The sequence below is a fragment of the Variovorax sp. GW821-FHT09B01 genome, assembly GCF_059418345.1.
Window position 1 is genome coordinate 1 of record NZ_JBWKPQ010000019.1, and the last position, 16,769, is coordinate 16,769.

The following is a 16,769-nucleotide window of genomic DNA, read 5'->3' on the forward strand; positions in this document are numbered from 1 at the left end:
CTTTTCTTTGGTTACTTTCTTTTGGCGAAGCAAAAGAAAGTGACTCGCCCGCCGGGGCGAGACCCGGCCAACAGCCTTCATAGGAAACCAACCTCATGAAGAAGCTAACGATGGCCACATTGCCAAGAGACACAAGAGACACCCTCTTCCTCCTGGCAGTCATAGCCCTCATCATCCTCCCCCAGGTAGACCACCTCCCCTGGTGGTGCACCGCCCTCACCACAGCAGTCCTGATCTGGCGCGGCACCCTCGCCGTCCAATCCAAACCCCTCCCCTCCCGCTGGTGGCGCATCGCCCTGCTCGTGGTGACGGTCGCCGCCACCTTCGCCACCCACCGCACCCTGCTGGGCCGCGACGCCGGCGTCACGCTGATCGTGATCCTGCTCGCACTCAAGACGCTCGAGCTGCGCGCGCGCCGCGACGCCTTCGTCGTCTTCTTCCTGGGCTTCTTCGCGATGCTCACGAACTTCTTCTATTCACAGTCGCTCGCCACCGCCATCACGATGCTGCTCGCGCTGCTGGGCCTGCTGACCGCGCTGGTCAACGCCCACATGCCGGTGGGCCGGCCGCCGCTCGCGCAGGCGGCGCGCACCGCGGGATGGATGGCGCTCGCGGGCGCGCCGATCATGTTCGCGCTGTTCCTGCTGTTCCCGCGCTTCGCGCCGCTGTGGGGCACGCCCGGCGACGCGATGGCCGGACGCAGCGGGCTGTCGAACACGATGCGCGTGGGCACCATCGCCGAACTCGCGCTCGACGGGCGCGTGGCGGCACGCATCAAGTTCGACGGCAACCGCGCGCCGCCGCAGAGCCAGCTCTACTTCCGCGGCCCGGTGCTCGCGCAGTTCGACGGCCGCGAATGGACCGCGCTGCCGTCCTGGCGCCGCGGCGCGGGCGGCTCCGAGCTGCGCACCAGCGGCGAGCCGCTGGGCTACGAGGTCACGCTCGAGCCCAGCAACCGCCCGTGGCTGCTGACGCTCGACGCCGCGCCACGCGCGCCCGAACTGCCGGGCTACGAGGTCACGGGCAGTTCGGACCTGCAATGGTTCGTGAACCGGCCACTGTCGGACCTGGTGCGCTACCGCGCCCAGAGCTACACGCGCTTCGAGAGCGGCCCCGCGAACAGCGCGAACACGCTGCGCGCCTACCTCGCGCTGCCGCCCGCATCGAACCCGCGCACCGTGGCGCTCGCGCGCGAGATGCTCGCCGACCCGGCGCTGGCCGGCGCCGCCACGCCCGCACTCGTGCAGGCGGTGCTGCGGCGGCTGCGCACCGGCGGCTACAGCTACACGCTCGAGCCCGGCGTCTACGGCGACAACACGGCCGACGAGTTCTGGTTCGACCGCAAGGAAGGCTTCTGCGAGCACATCGCCTCGGCTTTCGTGGTGCTGATGCGCGGCATGAACGTGCCGGCACGCATCGTCACCGGCTACCAGGGCGGCGAGCTCAACGGCATCGACGGCTACTGGGTGCTGCGCCAGAGCGATGCCCACGCCTGGGCCGAGGTCTGGGAGGCCGGCAAGGGCTGGGTGCGCGTCGATCCCACCGGCGCGGTGGCGCCCGGACGCGTCGGCCAGTCGATGCGCCTCGTGCAGGCGCCGGGTCTGTTCGCGGGCGCCGTCATCGCGATGAGCCCGACCTTCGCGCAGAACCTGCGCGCGACCTGGGAGGCCGTCAACAACGGCTGGAACCAGTGGGTGCTCAACTACACGCAGAGCCGCCAGCTCGACCTGCTGAAGAACATCGGCTTCGAGGCGCCGAGCCTCGAGGACCTGGCCTACGTGCTGCTCTACCTGCTGGTGGGCGCGAGCCTGGTCGGCGCGCTCTGGACGCTGTGGGAACGCAGCCAGCACGATCCCTGGCTGCGCCTGCTCGGCCGTGCGCGCGCGCGGCTCGCGAAGGCCGGCCTCGCGGTGCCCGACACCGCGCCGCCGCGCCAGATGGCGGCACTGGCCGAAGCCTTCTTCGGCATCGATGAAAGCGCACCGCTGCGCGACTGGCTGCTGAAGCTCGAGGCCCAGCGCTATGCACCGGCCGGCCCCGGCACGCCGGCCGCGCTGCGCGCCGAGTTCCGCCGCCTGCCATGGCCCGCGCGCAAGGCCGGGCCCGCGCTGCAACCCGGCTGAACGCAACCACATGTGTCGCCCGCCGGCCCTCGCGCGGCCGGGCGGCACAATTGGCCGATGCGATCCTCCCTTTCCACGCGGCATCAGCCGGTCCGCGCCGCCGCCCTCGCCCTTCTTGCCGCCTGTGCCGCCGGGCTCGCCACGCAGGCCGCGGCCCAGCCCCGCCCCGCGGTCAAGGCCGTGGTCGGCAGCACGCCCTACGCCACGCGCGACGACGCGATGCGCTTCGCCGACGAGGTCGCGGCGCGCCGGGGCCTGGACCGCCAATGGGTGCGCGCCACCATCGGCGGTGCGCGCTTCCTGCCCAACGTGCCGCGGCTGATGCTGCCGGGACCGGTGGGCACGGTGAAGAACTGGCAGGTCTACCGCAGCCGCTTCATCGATGCCACGCGCATCGCCGCGGGCGTACGCTTCTGGCGCGCCAATGCCGACCTGCTGGCGCGCGCCGAGGCCACCTACGGCGTGCCGCCCGAGATCGTCGTGGGCATCGTGGGCGTGGAGACCATCTATGGCCGCAACATGGGCAACTTCCGCGTCATCGACGCGCTCGCCACGCTGGCCTTCGACTTCCCGCAGGGCCATCCGCGCGCGGCCGAGCGGCAGGCCTTCTTCCGCGGCGAGCTCGAGAGCTTCCTGAGCACCGAGAGCCGCACCGCCGACGACCCGATGGTGCCGCTGGGCAGCTACGCGGGCGCGATGGGCATGCCGCAGTTCATGCCGAGCAGCATCGCCAAGTACGCGGTCGACTTCGACGGCGACGGCCGCATCGACCTGGTCAACAACACGGCCGACGTGATCGGCTCGGTGGCCAGCTACTTCAAGGCCTTCGGCTGGCAGCCGGGCATGCCCGCGATCTACCCGGTGCGCTTCGACGAGTCGCGGCTGCGCAAGGACATCCTGCTGGCGCCCGACATCCTGCCGAGCTTCAGCGCCGACAGCTTCGTGGCCGCGGGCGCGGTGCCCGACGGCGAGGGCCAGCGCCATCGCGGCCTGCTCGCGCTGATCGAACTGCAGAACGGCGCCAACGCCGCGCCGACCTACGTGGCGGGCACGCGCAACTTCTACGTGATCACGCGCTACAACTGGAGCAGCTACTACGCGATGTCGGTGCTCGACCTCGGCAACGAGATCAAGGCGGCGATGGGCTATGCGCCGGCGCCGCAGCCGGTACTCGCGCCGGCCCCCGCGCCGCTGCGCTCGCAGCCGAGGCTCGATGCGCAACCGATGCCGCTGCCCCTGCAATCGACGCCGACCGAGCCGACGGCCTCGCAACCGCTGCCGCCCGCCTCCTCGCCGCGGCAACCGATGCCGCTGCCGCAGTGAGGGCCGCGCGATGACACCCCTGTCGAGCGCGGCCCTGCGGGCCAACTGGCACGCCGCTTGGCGCGCGCTCGGCATCGCGCACCCCGCCACGCCCGAGCGCGATGCGCTGTGCGACGAGCTGCAGCGCCGCTACGCCGAGCCGCAGCGCCACTACCACACGCTGCAGCACCTCGGCGAATGCCTGGCCTGGTTCGAGCGCGAGCAGGCCGCCGCGCAACGCCCCGGCGAGGTGGCGCTCGCGCTGTGGTTCCATGACGCGATCTACGACGTGCATGCGCACGACAACGAGGCACGCAGCGCCGCCTGGGCGCTCGAGGCGCTGCGCAGCTTCGAGGCCGGCGAGGACGCGGCGCAGCGCGTGCACGCGCTCGTGATGGCCACGCGCCACGATGCGGTGCCCGAGGGCCGCGATGCCGAATTGCTGATCGACATCGACCTCTCGATCCTCGGCGCCGAGCGCGCGCGCTTCGATGAGTACGAAGAGCAGGTCGGACGGGAATACGCCTTCGTGCCGCTCGAGATCCGCCTGCCGCGCCGGCGCGAGATCCTGCAACGCTTCCTCGACCGCGAGGCGATCTACGCCACGCCGCGCATGCACGCCCTGCTCGAGGCCCGCGCGCGCGAGAACCTGCGCCGGTCGATCGCGGGCTGAACACGCCGCCGGTCTCTCAGGCCGGCAGCAGCCGCCACCATTCCGAGCGCATCGGCAAGGCGCCACCGGCCTCCTCGACCTGGCCCAGCAGCAGGCCATCGGCTCCCGCGCCATGCACCACCAGTCGCAGCAGTTGCTCCGCATCGCGGTTCAGCACGAAGCTGCCGTCGCCGCGCCAGCCCAGGCAGCGGCCGACCTCGGCCAGCGCCAGCGCGGGCTGGCTCTGCATGAAGGTGAAGGGCATGGTGAGCCCCGCATCGAGCTGCTCGAGCCCGGTGCAGGTCGCGGCCCAGGGCCCGCGCCGGCTGCCGACGCGCAGGCGCGCACCGGCGGGCAGCGCGGTTTCGCCGGCCGCGTCGATGCAGCGCAGCGCGCCATGCATCGCGAGCTCGGTCCAGGTGCCGACGCGGCGCGGCCGATAGCCGAGCCGCTGCACGAGCTGCGCGTGCCAGTCGTCCGGTAGGGGATCGGCACCGACATGCGCGACGACGCGCCAGCCCTCGATCATGGCGCGCCCTCCCCCGCATCCTCGAGCACCAGCGCCGCATGGCCGCCACCGAAGCCCAGCACGTTGAACAGCACATGCCGCAGTCCGCGCGGCGCCGAAGCACTCAGCGACAGGCCCAGCGCCTCGTCGGGCGCATGCGTCGCCACCGGCCAGGCGCCGTGCGCGATGCAGCCGGTCAGCAAGGCCAGCTCGGCCGCGCCCGAGGCGCCGAGCGTGTGGCCGATCGCGGTCTTGAACGACACCAGCGGCGGCAGCGGATCGAACAGCGCGCGCAGCGCCTGCGCCTCCACGGCGTCGTTGCCGGGGCTGCCCGCGGCCTGCACCTTGACCAGGTCGATGTCGCGCGGCCGCAGCCCGGCCTGCGCGAGCGCGGCCTCGCACACGGTGCGCACCGCGCCCGCCTCGTTGCCCGCGGGATTGCTGCCGTCGACCCTGTTCGCTCCGCCCGCGATGCGCCAGCGCGCGGGCCGCGTGCGCAGCTGCAGCGCCGCGAAGGCCTCGCCGAGCACCAGCCCGTCGCGCCCGGCGCCGAAGGGCCGCGCGCCATCGGGCGACAGCAGCTGCATCGCGCCGAAGCCCGCCACGGTGAAGCGGTTGTCGGGCTCGGCGCCGAGCACCAGCGCCTCCTCGGCCCCGCCGCCGCGCAGCAAGTCCGAGGCCGCGAGGATCGCGTTGAGCGCCGAGGTGCAGGCCGTCGACACGGTGAAGACCGGGCCGCGCCAGGCGAGCGCGCCGGCCACGATCTCGGCGAAGTCGAGCAGGTCGCCGCCGAGCCGGCGGTCGTCCTTCTCGTGCTCCATGTGGCCGATGTCGAGCGAGGACGAGGCGACGAACAGCGGCGCGTCGCGCGACACCGCGCCGCCCGCGCGATCGGCCTGCGCCACCACCGCGCGCGCGCGCCGGCGCACGCGTTCGTCCCAACCGCCATCGCTCGCCGACAACTGGTAGACGGGCCACTGCGCCTGCGCCGACACGGCCACCGGCACGGGCCGCACGCCGCCCGCGCGCAAGCTGGCGAGCGCCGCGTCCAGGTCGTCGCCCAGCGCGCAGGCCAGCCCCACGCCGCCGAGGTACACATCCCTCATCGCGCGTTCATGCCTTCTGCTCGCGCAGCAGGTGCTCGGCCAGGTGCTCGGCCAGGTGCGCCACCGAGCTCAGCGCGCGGCGCGTCTCCTTGCTGTCGGGCATGCGCACGCCGAAGGCCTGCTGGATCGCCATCGACACCTGCAGCGCATCGAGCGAGTCGAGGTCCAGCCGCGCCTCGGGGCCGAACAGGGCCTCGTCGTCCGACAGGCCGCCGGGCGGCGGCTCCTTCTCGACGGCCTCGAGCACCAGCGTCTTGAGCCGGGCGATGAATTCGGGAGTGACGAGGTTCATGGCGTGCGCCTGCGAAAGAGAAAGACCGCGAGCACGAACATGGCGGCCGCGAACACCACCAGCCGCCCGACCTGCGGCAGCGTGTCGGCCACGCCGCCGCCGCGCAGCAGCACGGTCAGCAGGGCCTCGAGGCCCCAGTTCATCGGCGAGAGTTCGACCAGCCGCTGCATGAAGCCCGGCATCACGAACTTGGGCACCATGATCCCGCCCGCGGCCGCCATCAGCACGTTGACCATCGGCCCGATGGTGGCGGCCTGCGCATGGCTGCGCACCGCGCAGGCCAGCGCCAGCGAGAGGCTCACGGCCGCCAGGCTCACCGCGCCGAGCGCGACCAGCAGCGCGCCCCAGTCGATGCCCGCGAGCGAGAGCGCATCGCCGCCGATCAGCGGCATCAGCCAGATGCCCGCGGCCAGCATCAGCAGCGCTTGCACCGCGTTCACCGCGAGATAGGGCAAGGCCTTCGAGGCCAGCAGCATGGCGCGCGAGACGCCCAGGCTCTGCAGCCGGCCCAGCGCGCCCGAGCCGCGCTCCTGCACCAGCAGGCTCGAGAGCGAGGCCACCACGAAGAACATGCCGAACACCAGCCAGGCCGGCACGTTCTGCTGCACCGAGGTCGGCCGCGGCCCGCTGCTCGCGAAGCGCTCGGCCTGCACCAGCGCCTGGATCGACGCGCCCTGCGCCGGCCCCGCGGTGCCCGGCACCTGCAGCGCGAGCCGCGCCTTGAGCTCGCCCGAGGCGCCGACCAGCTCGGCGCGCAGCGCGTTGTGCAGGTTGCTGTCGATGCCGGGCTCGGTCAGCAGCTGGATGTAGGGGCGTGTCGAGAGCGCCACCGATTCGAGCTCGTCCGACAGCCCCGGCTGCAGCACGATCACGTACTTGAGCTCGCCGCGGCGCAGCCGTGCCTGCCAGTCGGCTCCCAGCGGCTCGGGCGCGCCATGGGCCTTGCGCCACAGCTGCAGCAGCCACTGCGCGGGCGTGCCGTTGTCGCGCACGTCGACCGCGTAGTTCAGCGCGGCCAGTGGCGGGCGGTAGATGTCCTTGAGCGTCAGCGACATCAGCACGATGAAGATCATCGGCATCAGGAACAGCGCGGCCAGGCCGTGCATGTCGCGCCGCAGCGCGAGCAGTTCCTTTTGGATGAGGGCCCAGAGCATCGGTGGTCAGTCCCGCAGCGAGCGGTGGGTGAGCGCCATGAACAGCTGCTCGAGGTCGTGGCGGCCGAACTCGGCATGGCGCACCTCGATGCCCGCAGCCTCGAGCGCGGCCAGCACCGGGGCCGGGCCGGTGCCCGGATGCAGGTGGATGCGCCAGTGCACGCCGCCCTGCTCCACCGTGCCGAAGCGCGAGAGCATCTGCGCATCGAGCCCGTCGGCCGCCAGCGTGAGCAGCATCGCGTTCTTCGACAGCAGTTCCTCGAGCGAGCCCTCGCGCAGCACCCGGCCATGGTCGAGGATCGCCACGCGGTCGGCGATGGCCTCGATCTCCTCCATGTAGTGCGAGGCATAGATCACCGCCGCGCCCGCGTGCGCCAGGCCCTTGATGGCGTCGAGCACGAAGGCGCGCGATTGCGGATCGACGCCGACGGTGGGCTCGTCGAACAGCATCAGCTCGGGTTCGGGCAAGAGCGCGATCGCGAGGTTGAGCCGGCGCTTGAGGCCGCCCGAGAGCCGCTCGGCGCGCGTGCCCGCGAAAGCCTCGAGCTGCGCGAACGCCAGGCAGGCCGCGATGCGCTCGCGCTTGCGCGCGCCCGCGAGCCGGCCCGCGGCGGCGAAGCAGGCCAGGTTCTCGGCCACGGTGAGCATCGGGTAGAAGGCATGGTCCTGCGGCGCCACCGCGATGCGCGTGGGCGCCTGCGCGCGCACCTGCGCGAGCGGCACGCCATCGATGCGGATCTGGCCCGACTGCACCGCGAGCGCGCCCGACAGGTGCGAGATCAGCGTGGTCTTGCCCGCGCCGTTGGGCCCGAGCAGGCCGAGCACGCAGCCGCGCGGCACGGCCAGCGATACCGCGTCGAGCGCGTTCGCCTGGGCGTGGGGGTAGCGGTGGTTCAGCCCCTGCAGTTCGAGCATCAGGACACGGCGGCCTTGAGGTCGCGGAAGAAGCTTTGCTCGCGCTGCGCCTGCTCGCGCAGCAACGCCGCGAGCTTCGCCGGATCGACCGCCTCGCGCCCCTTGACCATGCGCGCGGCCTTGAGCGCGAAGGCGCGCCAGTCGTCGCCGATGGCCGTGAGGCGGTCGGACATCTGCAGCAGCTGCGGCTTGCCGAGCAGCGCGGCGGCCTCCTGCAGGAAGGCCGCGTAGATGAAGCGGAAGCCGGCACCGCCGGTGCCGATCTCCTCCTGCATGCGCACCAGGTGGCCGATGAAGGCCACGGTGCGCGGATCGGCGGGCGCGAGCTTCGCGATGCGGCCGGCCAGGGTGCGCATGCCGCGCACGCCGACGATGGGCACCGGCGCGAGCATGTTGCGCACGGTCTTCAGGATCGCCTTGCGCACCGCGCCCGCGTCGACCGCCTTGCGCTCGATCGCCTGCGGGTAGTACATGAGCCCCTTGGGCGCGAGCACGCCCTTCGCGAAGCGCGCGCGCGCCAGGTCGGCGCTGGCGCAGCGCACCGGTTCCTCGAACACCGGGTCGCTGATCAGGTAGTCGTCGCCCTCCTTGCCGTAGACCAGCAGGTTGTGCGCATTGAAGTGGAAGCGCATGTTGGGCGGGAAGTACGGCAACCAGTAGACCGAGGTCTGCAGGCCCACGAGGTGGCCGTCGGCGAGCAGCGCGTCGAGCCGGCGCTGGCCGTCCTCGGGGCTTCTGAAGGTCTCGAAGCAAAAGCGCGCGGCCATCGGCGCGAGCAGGCCCTTGATCATCGCGCGCGGCGGCATGCGGTAGGAGATCAGCGGCAGGCCCGAGAGCTTGATGAACGGCAGGTAGGCGAACGAGAGGCCCGAGGACAGGCCCAGCGCCATGCTCTCGGTCATCGCGGGCACGCCGTGGTGGCGCATCAGGCTCGAGATCACGCCGCTCTCGCAATGAGCGGCCTGGCTGTGGCGGAAGCCGGCGTCGGCGACCGGTGCGGCGATGGCATTCATGGCAGTTCCTTGAGCGCGGCGACGGACAGGCCCAGCGCCTGCGCATAGCGCGCGAGCTGGTCCCCGGAGAGCGCCGCGAAGTGCCGCGGCTGCAGGTGGCGCCGCACGCGCCATTGCCAGAAGCCGCTGGTCTGCGACAGCAGCGCCACGTCCATGCGGCGGTCGTACATCCAGTATTCGAGCGGCGAGGCCAGGCCCTGCGCCACGCGCTCGCGCGCCGTTGCGGCCTGCGCCACCAGCGTGTCGACCGCGTGGGTGGTGACGATCTCCTCGGCCTCCCAGCCGCGCGAGGTGGTCGTGACCACGCGGCCCTGCGCATCGCGCGCGTACATCAGCTTGGCGTGGCCCGCGAGCGTGGCGTTGCCTTCCTGGGGAACTGCGTCGAGGTCCATGTCAGCGTCTCTCCTTCGCCATCGGCTTCGTGTCAGACGGCTTCGAGGTAGATGAAACCGCTCGAGAAGCGGCCGCTCTCGGGCACGAACATCAGGAGCTTGTGGCCGGGCCGGATGCGGCCCGATCGGAACAGCTCGTCGAGCATGATGTAGGGCGAGGCGGAACCGGTGTTGCCCTTGCGCACCAGGTTGCTGAACCAGCGCTCGCGCGGAATGGCGAAGCCCATCTGCTCGAGGCAGCGCGCCACCGGCGCCACGAAGTAGCTCGACGACAGGTGCGGCAGGAACCAGTCGACGTCATCGGGCCGCAGGCCGCGCTTCTCGACGATGGCCGCGAGCGGCTCGCCGAGCGTGGCGCGCACGATGTTCTCGTTGAGCAGCCGCACGTCCTGCTTGATCGCGAAGGTGGAGTCGCGGTGCCAGTCGCGCGGCGCGGTGCGGGCCCAGCCGGTGAGGCTGCCGTCGGCATTGCGGTCGGCGCCGGCATACATGCACACCGGCAGCTCATGCGCGGCCGACGAGAGATCGATCCACTTGACCTTGAGCGACAGCGGCCCGCGCGGCGCGCGCTCCAGCAGCACCGCGCCCGCGCCGTCCGACAGCATCCAGCGCAGGAAGTCCTTCTCGAACGCGATCTCGGGATTCGTCTCGAGCAGGTCGATGCGGTGCTCGATCTCGGCCTCGAAGCGCGAGCCGCGCATCAGCGGCGAGGCCAGCTCCGAGCCGGTGGCCACGGCGCGCTCGGCATCGCCCGCGCGCACCGAGAGCCAGGCGTGCTTGAGGGCCGTGGCGCCGGCCAGGCAGATGCCCGCGCAGGCCACCACCTCGAGCCGCGGCCAGCCGAGCTCGCCGTGCACCATCACCGCGTGGTTGGGCATCAGCTGGTCGGGCATCGAGGTGCCGGTGACGAGGCAGTCGATGCGCCCCAGCTCCTCGGGCGTGCCCAGGTTGCGGATCGCCGCGGCGGTGAGCTCGGCATTGCTCATGGCCTGCAGGCCGGTCGCGCGGTCGATCGCGTAGTGGCGCGACTGGATGCCGTTGCTGCGCAGGATCAGGCGTCGCGCACGCGACACCCGGTCGCCGACGCGGCCCAGGACTTCTTCGATGTCTTCATTGCTGACCGGAGCAAAAGGCAGGAAGGCGGCGGTACGGGTCAGGAAGACATCAGTCGTCATAGAGATGGGAACGGTCCGTGGCCGAGCCGGAGGGCCACTCGAAATGGGCGGTCATTCTAGTCAGCCACCCTCGCAGCAGAGGGCGCAGCAGCGCCTGCAGCGTGAGGCTCACCGGGACCACGGTGACGATCAGCGCGAGCAGGAACAGCACGTACAGCACCAGCAGCGGCTTGCGCTGCCAGGCCCCGGGACCGCCGGCGGCCATCAAGAGCTTGCCCCAGAGGAAGAAGCTGCGCGTGCCGGCCTTCTCGCTGACCAGGAGCCGCGCATTGGCGTTGACCGCGCCCAGGCCCGCGAGCAGCGGCGCGGTGCCGCGCTCGAGCCCCTGGTGCAGCGCATCGCGCAGCGCACGCCCGAAGCGCACGGTGCGCGCGATCTGGCCCGGCTCGAGGCCCGCGTCGGGCATGCCCCAGAAGCCGCGCTTGCGGCCCCAGACCAGCCAGGCCGGGGTGGTGAAGAAAGTGGCGAGCGTGGGACCCGGATCGGTCAGCACCACGTTGTCGATCAGCCGCGCATCGATGACGGCCAGCAGGCCCTTGAGCTTCTCGTGCGCGAGGTGCCACATGTTGCGGCAGGCGATCACCGTGACCACGGGCTTGCCCCGGAGCAGGCGCGCCGCCACCGGGTGCTTGAGGAAGGCCGTGATCGGCTGCGAGGGCGCGAGGAACCACACCTGGTAGGGCAGGATCACGAGGTCGAAGTCCTCCTCGCCCGTGAGCGCCAGCGGCTGCAGCGCGGGCGGCTTCATGTGCGCGGTCTCGGGGAAGGCGTCGAAGAAGCGGATGAAGCCCCAGGGGAACGGAAAGGGCCGCACCGGCCGCAGCGTCTCCACGTGCACCGCGATCGCCGGGTCGTCGCGCAGCGGCGCCACGATCCGCTCGGCGACGCTGCCGAGCTGGCCGGTCTGCGAATAGTGGATCACGAGCACGCGCTTGGCGGTGGGCGGCGCGACGGCCTCGGAAGGGCTGGACAAGCTGGAATTCACGGGTGGGCGGTTCGAAGGGCCGTCGAATGTACGCGATGCCCCGGCATCGCGCATCTGCCATAGGTCATGCATCGAAAGGATGCGGCCCACCGGCGACGCGCGGCGTACGAGGACTCGTAGGCCCCGGGGCCGCATGCCTGGCGCGCATGCAAAAAGGGACCGCGCCTCGCGGCACGGCCCCTTCCGGTAAGGTTCGGGCAGGGTTCGGGCGATCGTCCCGATCAGCGAACCTTGCCTTCCTTCCAGGCCGTCAGCAGCTTGTTGTAGTCGATGGTCTCGCCCTTGGGCTTCTCGTTGGCCAGCTTCTTCCACGGCGCGTGGTCGTCGCTCAGGTACTTGGCCGGGTCGCCCTTGGGATTGAGCTTGGGCGCGCACTTGGCCATGCCGGCGCGCTCGAGGCGGGCCATCACGTTGTCCATCTCGTCGGCCAGGTTGTCCATCGCCTTCTGCGGGGTCTTCTCGCCGGTCACGGCCTCGGCCACGTTCTTCCACCACAGCTGCGCGAGCTTCGGATAGTCGGGCACGTTGGTGCCGGTCGGGGTCCAGGCCACGCGCGCCGGACTGCGGTAGAACTCGATCAGGCCGCCGTACTTGTTGGCGTTCTGCGTGAAGTAGTCCGAGCGGATGTCGCTGTCGCGGATGAAGGTCAGGCCGGTGATCGACTTCTTCAGCGAGGTCGTCTTGGCGGTGATGAACTGCGCGTAGAGCCAGGCCGCGGCCGTCTTGTTGGCGTCGTGGCCCTTGAAGAAGGTCCACGAGCCCACGTCCTGGTAGCCGTTCTGCATGCCCTGCTTCCAGTACGGGCCGTTCGGGCCGGGGGCCATGCGCCACTTGGGCGAGCCGTCCTCGTTGACGACCGGCAAGCCCTTCTTGGTCATGTCGGCGGTGAAGGCCGTGTACCAGAAGATCTGCTGCGCGATCTGGCCCTGCGCCGGCACCGGACCCGACTCGCCGAAGGTCATGCCCATGGCTTCCTTGGGCGCGTACTTCTTCATCCAGTCGATGTACTTGGTGAGCGCGTAGACCGCGGCCGGCGAATTGGTCGCACCGCCGCGCGAAACGGATGCACCGGTCGGCGTGCACTTGTCGGCCGCCACGCGGATGCCCCATTCGTCGATCGGCATGCCGTTCGGGATGCCCTTGTCGGCCGCGCCGGCCATCGACAGCCAGGCATCGGTGAAGCGCCAGCCCAGCGACGGGTCCTTCTTGCCGTAGTCCATGTGGCCATAGATCGGCTTGCCGTCGATGGTCTTCACGTCGGTGCTGAAGAACTCGGCGATGTCTTCATAAGCGCTCCAGTTCAGCGGCACGCCCAGGTCGTAGCCGTACTTGGCCTTGAACTTGTCCTGCAGGTCCTTGCGCGCGAACAGGTCGGCGCGGAACCAGTAGAGGTTGGCGAACTGCTGGTCGGGCAGTTGGTAGAGCTGGCCGTCGGGCGCGGTCGTGAAGCTGGTGCCGATGAAGTCCTTGAGGTCGAGGCCGGGGTTGGTGAACTCCTTGCCCGCGCCGCCCATGTACTCGGTCAGCGACATGATCTTGCCGTAGCGGTAGTGGGTGCCGATCAGGTCAGAGTCGGAGACCCAGCCGTCGTAGATCGACTTGCCCGACTGCATCGAGGTCTGCAGCTTCTCGACCACGTCGCCTTCCTGGATCAGGTCGTGCTTGACCTTGATGCCGGTGATCTCCTCGAAGGCCTTGGCCAGCGTCTTCGATTCGTATTCATGGGTGGTCAGCGTTTCGGAAACGACCGACACCTCCTTCACGCCCTTGGCCTGCAGCTTCTTCGCGGCCTCGATGAACCACTTCATTTCCTCCATCTGCTTGTCCTTGGACAAGGTCGAAGGCTGGAACTCGCTGTCGATCCATTTCTTGGCTTCGGCCTCCCCGGCCGACGCACCGTGCGCGGCGAACATCGCAGCCGCCAACGCCAACGCTGTGTAGCGCATCTTCATGAACGTGTCTCCTCGGTTGATTGCTTCCCCGGCTTTGTCGATCGCGGCTCCGGGGAGGCGGAGAGCCGGATTCGTTGTGGAAAGAAGAAGGCGTGTCGCGTTCAGCCCTTGCGCAGGATCAGCGCGAGCAGCGCCATCGACAGCACGAAGCTGATCCAGACCGAGGGCTCGGCCTCGAGGCTGAACCAGGCCTGGAACTTGTCGGCCAGGCCGACGAAGGCCAGGTTGACGTAGGCGGCCGACAGCAGCCCGATGAACAGCCGGTCGCCGCGCGTGGTGGCGATCGGCAGCCAGCCGCGGCGCAGCGTGGTCGGCGACTTGAGCTCCCACACCGTCATGCCGGCCAGCATGAGCACGATGCAGATGAAGAAAACGGCCACCGGGGTGGTCCAGACCATCCAGTCGAACATCTCTGTTGTCTCCTCAGACGCGGCCCATCGCGAAACCCTTCGCGATGTAGTGGCGCACGAACCAGATCACGATCGCGCCCGGCACGATGGTCAGCACGCCGGCCGCCGCCAGGGTCGCCCAGTCCATGCCCGAGGCGCTCACGGTGCGCGTCATCGTCGCCACGATCGGCTTGGCGTTCACGCTCGTGAGCGTGCGCGCCAGCAGCAGCTCGACCCAGCTGAACATGAAGCAGAAGAAGGCCGCCACGCCCACGCCGGCCTTGATCAGCGGCAGGAAGATGGTGAGGAAGAAACGCGGGAACGAGTAGCCGTCGATGTAGGCCGTCTCGTCGATCTCGCGCGGTATGCCGCTCATGAAGCCTTCGAGGATCCAGACCGCGAGCGGCACGTTGAACAGCAGGTGCGCGAGCGCCACGCCCAGGTGCGTGTCCATCAGGCCGACCGTGCTGTAGAGCTGGAAGAAGGGCAGCAGGAACACCGCGGGCGGCGTCATGCGGTTCGTCAGCAGCCAGAAGAACACGTGCTTGTCGCCGAGGAACGAGTAGCGCGAGAAGGCATAGGCCGCCGGCAGCGCCACGGTCAGCGAGATCACCGTGTTGATCGCCACGTAGATCAGGCTGTTGATGTAGCCCGAGTACCAGGACTCGTCGGTGAAGATGCGCGCGTAGTTGGCCCAGGTGAGCTGCTGCGGGAAGAACGAGAAGCTCGAGAGGATCTCCTCGTTCGTCTTGAAGCTCATGTTGATCATCCAGTAGATGGGCAACAGCGCGAACAGGATGTACAGCACCAGAAAGATGCTGCGCTTGTGGAACCGCTTGTCGTTCATTGCTCTTTCTCCACCTCTTGCGTACCCACCCGCTGCATCCAGTTGTAGAGCACGAAGCACAGCAGCAGGATGATGAGGAAATAGATCAGCGAGAACGCCGCCGCCGGACCCAGGTCGAACTGGCCCACGGCCTTCTGCGTCAGGTACTGGCTCAGGAAGGTGGTGGCATTGCCCGGCCCGCCGCCCGTCAGCACGAAGGGCTCGGTGTAGATCATGAAGCTGTCCATGAAGCGCAGCAGCACCGCGATCATCAGCACGCCGCGCATCTTGGGCAGCTGGATGTAGCGGAACACCGCGAACTTGCTGGCGCCGTCGATGCGCGCGGCCTGGTAGTAGGCGTCGGGGATCGAGCGCAGGCCGGCATAGCACAGCAGCGCCACCAGCGGCGTCCAGTGCCAGACGTCCATCACCAGCACCGTGAGCCAGGCGTCGGTGGCGCTGCCGGTGTAGTTGTAGTCCACGCCGAGCTTCTGCAGCGCGTGGCCCAGCAGGCCGATGTCAGCGCGGCCGTAGATCTGCCAGATGGTGCCGACCACGTTCCACGGAATCAGCAGCGAGAGCGCCACCACCACCAGCACGGCCGAGGACTTCCAGCCCTTGGCCGGCATCGACAGCGCGAGCGCGATGCCCAGCGGGATCTCGACCAGCAGCACCGCGAGCGAGAAGCCGAGCTGGCGCCACAGCGCCTGGTGCAGCTCGTCGTCGCGCATCACGGCGGCGAACCACTCGGTGCCGACGAAGACGCGGCGCTCGGGCGAGATGATGTCCTGCACCGAGTAGTTCACCACCGTCATCAGCGGCACGATGGCCGAGAAGGCGACGCAGATCAGCACTGGCAGCACGAGCCACCAGGCCTTCTGGTTGATGGGCTTGTTGGTGGCGTTCATGCGACCAGCTCCTCGTCCTTGTAGTAGCAGGTGTGCGCATCCAGCACGCGCAGCCACACGGTGTCGCCCACCGCGGGCGGCTGCTCGTCGGGATGCAGGCGCACCTTGAGCGGGCTGCCGTCGCCGCCCTCGGTACGGGCGCTCACCATCGTGTAGGTGCCCACGTCCTGCACCTGCGCCACCGTCGCGGGCACGGCGCCGCCGGCACCGGCCGGGGCCAGCCGCAGGTACTCCGGGCGGATGCCGATCTTGAGTTCGCCCGCCGGCAGTTCGCGCGTGGGCACCAGCGGCGTGCCCGCCACCTCGATGGTGCCGTTGGCGCTGCGGGCCGCGAGGAAGTTCATGCCCGGCGAGCCGATGAAGTGGCCGACGAAGGTGTGGGCCGGGCGCTCGAACAGCGCGTCGGCGCTGCCCACCTGCACCGCCTTGCCACGCGTCATCACCACCACCTCCTCGGCGAAGGTCAGCGCCTCGACCTGGTCGTGCGTGACGTAGATCAGCGTGAGCTTGAGTTCGCGGTGGATCTGCTTGAGCTTGCGCCGCAGCTGCCACTTGAGGTGCGGGTCAATCACGGTCAGCGGCTCGTCGAACAGCACCGCCGACACGTCGCTGCGCACCAGGCCGCGGCCCAGCGAGATCTTCTGCTTGGCATCGGCCGCGAGGCCCGCCGCGCGCTGGTTGAGCTGGCCGCTCATGTCGAGCATCTCGGCGATCTCGCCGACGCGCTTCCTGATCTGGTCGGCCGGCATCTTGCGGTTGCGCAGCGGGAACGCGAGGTTCTCGGCCACGGTCATCGTGTCGTAGATCACCGGGAACTGGAACACCTGCGCGATGTTGCGTTCCTGCGGCGTGGCCTGCGTCACGTCGCGGCCGTCGAACTTGACCGTGCCCTGCGAGGGCACGAGCAGGCCCGAGACGATGTTCAGCATGGTGGTCTTGCCGCAGCCCGAGGGGCCGAGCAAGGCGTAGGCGCCGCCGTCGCGAAAGCTCATCTTGAGCGGCAGCAGCGCATAGTCGCTGTCCTGCGTCGGGTTCGGGCGGTAGGCGTGGGCCAGGTCGAGGTCGATGCGGGCCATC

General features: G+C 70.0%; 16 protein-coding genes and 1 pseudogene. 3 read left to right on the forward strand and 14 right to left on the reverse strand.

Annotation, left to right across the window (positions count from 1 at the left end; translation table 11 throughout):
* The first annotated feature begins 95 nt into the window (after positions 1 to 95).
* From AC07RV_RS34180 to AC07RV_RS34190, 3 genes and pseudogenes are all read left to right on the forward strand, one after another.
* Positions 96 to 2,123 (forward strand): transglutaminase TgpA family protein, encoded by a 2,028-nt coding sequence (locus AC07RV_RS34180; protein ID WP_296777444.1) that lies wholly within the window; start codon positions 96 to 98, stop codon positions 2,121 to 2,123.
* A 57-nt stretch (positions 2,124 to 2,180) separates the two neighbouring features.
* Positions 2,181 to 3,266, forward strand: a pseudogene (gene mltB, locus AC07RV_RS34185) (lytic murein transglycosylase B); the annotation flags it as partial.
* A 190-nt stretch (positions 3,267 to 3,456) separates the two neighbouring features.
* Positions 3,457 to 4,098, forward strand: coding sequence for an HD domain-containing protein (locus tag AC07RV_RS34190; protein WP_296777438.1), 642 nt, complete (start codon positions 3,457 to 3,459; stop codon positions 4,096 to 4,098).
* 16 nt (positions 4,099 to 4,114) lie between these two features.
* Here the strand turns inward: AC07RV_RS34190 and AC07RV_RS34195 are convergent, their stop codons facing one another.
* The 14 genes from AC07RV_RS34195 to AC07RV_RS34260 all read right to left on the reverse strand — a co-directional run bounded on the left by AC07RV_RS34195 (position 4,115) and on the right by AC07RV_RS34260 (position 16,768).
* The gene (locus tag AC07RV_RS34195; protein WP_296777431.1) at positions 4,115 to 4,606 is read right to left on the reverse strand and encodes a hypothetical protein; all 492 of its coding nucleotides are present in this window, start codon (positions 4,604 to 4,606) and stop codon (positions 4,115 to 4,117) included.
* A complete protein-coding gene (locus AC07RV_RS34200; protein WP_296777428.1) occupies positions 4,603 to 5,691 on the reverse strand; it encodes a beta-ketoacyl synthase N-terminal-like domain-containing protein in 1,089 nt (362 codons plus the stop codon). The genes AC07RV_RS34195 and AC07RV_RS34200 overlap by 4 nt, the downstream gene beginning before the upstream one ends.
* A 7-nt stretch (positions 5,692 to 5,698) precedes the next feature.
* Positions 5,699 to 5,983 carry an acyl carrier protein gene (locus AC07RV_RS34205; protein WP_296777425.1) on the reverse strand — a complete coding sequence of 95 codons (285 nt, stop codon included), beginning with the start codon at positions 5,981 to 5,983 and terminating at the stop codon, positions 5,699 to 5,701.
* Positions 5,980 to 7,137 carry an ABC transporter permease gene (locus AC07RV_RS34210; RefSeq protein ID WP_296777422.1) on the reverse strand — a complete coding sequence of 386 codons (1,158 nt, stop codon included), beginning with the start codon at positions 7,135 to 7,137 and terminating at the stop codon, positions 5,980 to 5,982. Before AC07RV_RS34210 ends, AC07RV_RS34205 begins: the two co-directional genes overlap by 4 nt.
* 6 nt (positions 7,138 to 7,143) lie before the next feature.
* Positions 7,144 to 8,052 (reverse strand): ABC transporter ATP-binding protein, encoded by a 909-nt coding sequence (locus tag AC07RV_RS34215; RefSeq protein WP_296777419.1) that lies wholly within the window; start codon positions 8,050 to 8,052, stop codon positions 7,144 to 7,146.
* Positions 8,052 to 9,065 carry a BtrH-related acyltransferase DarH gene (gene darH, locus AC07RV_RS34220; RefSeq protein WP_296777417.1) on the reverse strand — a complete coding sequence of 338 codons (1,014 nt, stop codon included), beginning with the start codon at positions 9,063 to 9,065 and terminating at the stop codon, positions 8,052 to 8,054. The genes AC07RV_RS34215 and darH overlap by 1 nt, the downstream gene beginning before the upstream one ends.
* Positions 9,062 to 9,457, reverse strand: coding sequence for a DarG family dialkylresorcinol biosynthesis protein (locus AC07RV_RS34225; protein WP_208508520.1), 396 nt, complete (start codon positions 9,455 to 9,457; stop codon positions 9,062 to 9,064). The genes darH and AC07RV_RS34225 overlap by 4 nt, the downstream gene beginning before the upstream one ends.
* A 32-nt stretch (positions 9,458 to 9,489) precedes the next feature.
* Complete coding sequence (locus tag AC07RV_RS34230; RefSeq protein WP_296777411.1) at positions 9,490 to 10,632, reverse strand: beta-ketoacyl-ACP synthase III; 1,143 nt, start codon at positions 10,630 to 10,632, stop codon at positions 9,490 to 9,492.
* Positions 10,622 to 11,605, reverse strand: a complete 984-nt coding sequence (locus AC07RV_RS34235) for a dialkylrecorsinol condensing enzyme (RefSeq protein WP_296777408.1) — start codon at positions 11,603 to 11,605, stop codon at positions 10,622 to 10,624. The genes AC07RV_RS34230 and AC07RV_RS34235 overlap by 11 nt, the downstream gene beginning before the upstream one ends.
* A 233-nt stretch (positions 11,606 to 11,838) precedes the next feature.
* Positions 11,839 to 13,569 carry an ABC transporter substrate-binding protein gene (locus AC07RV_RS34240; RefSeq protein WP_093354765.1) on the reverse strand — a complete coding sequence of 577 codons (1,731 nt, stop codon included), beginning with the start codon at positions 13,567 to 13,569 and terminating at the stop codon, positions 11,839 to 11,841.
* A 101-nt stretch (positions 13,570 to 13,670) separates the two neighbouring features.
* Complete coding sequence (locus AC07RV_RS34245; RefSeq protein ID WP_093354762.1) at positions 13,671 to 13,979, reverse strand: DUF2160 domain-containing protein; 309 nt, start codon at positions 13,977 to 13,979, stop codon at positions 13,671 to 13,673.
* Positions 13,980 to 13,992: 13 nt separating this feature from the next.
* On the reverse strand, positions 13,993 to 14,805 hold the full coding sequence (locus tag AC07RV_RS34250; RefSeq protein WP_296777404.1) for a carbohydrate ABC transporter permease: 813 nt from the start codon (positions 14,803 to 14,805) through the stop codon (positions 13,993 to 13,995).
* The gene (locus AC07RV_RS34255) at positions 14,802 to 15,692 is read right to left on the reverse strand and encodes a carbohydrate ABC transporter permease (RefSeq protein ID WP_203201731.1); all 891 of its coding nucleotides are present in this window, start codon (positions 15,690 to 15,692) and stop codon (positions 14,802 to 14,804) included. Before AC07RV_RS34255 ends, AC07RV_RS34250 begins: the two co-directional genes overlap by 4 nt.
* Entirely contained in the window at positions 15,689 to 16,768 is a 1,080-nt protein-coding gene (locus AC07RV_RS34260; protein WP_208508518.1) for an ABC transporter ATP-binding protein, read from the reverse strand. Before AC07RV_RS34260 ends, AC07RV_RS34255 begins: the two co-directional genes overlap by 4 nt.
* Position 16,769: the final 1 nt, after the last annotated feature.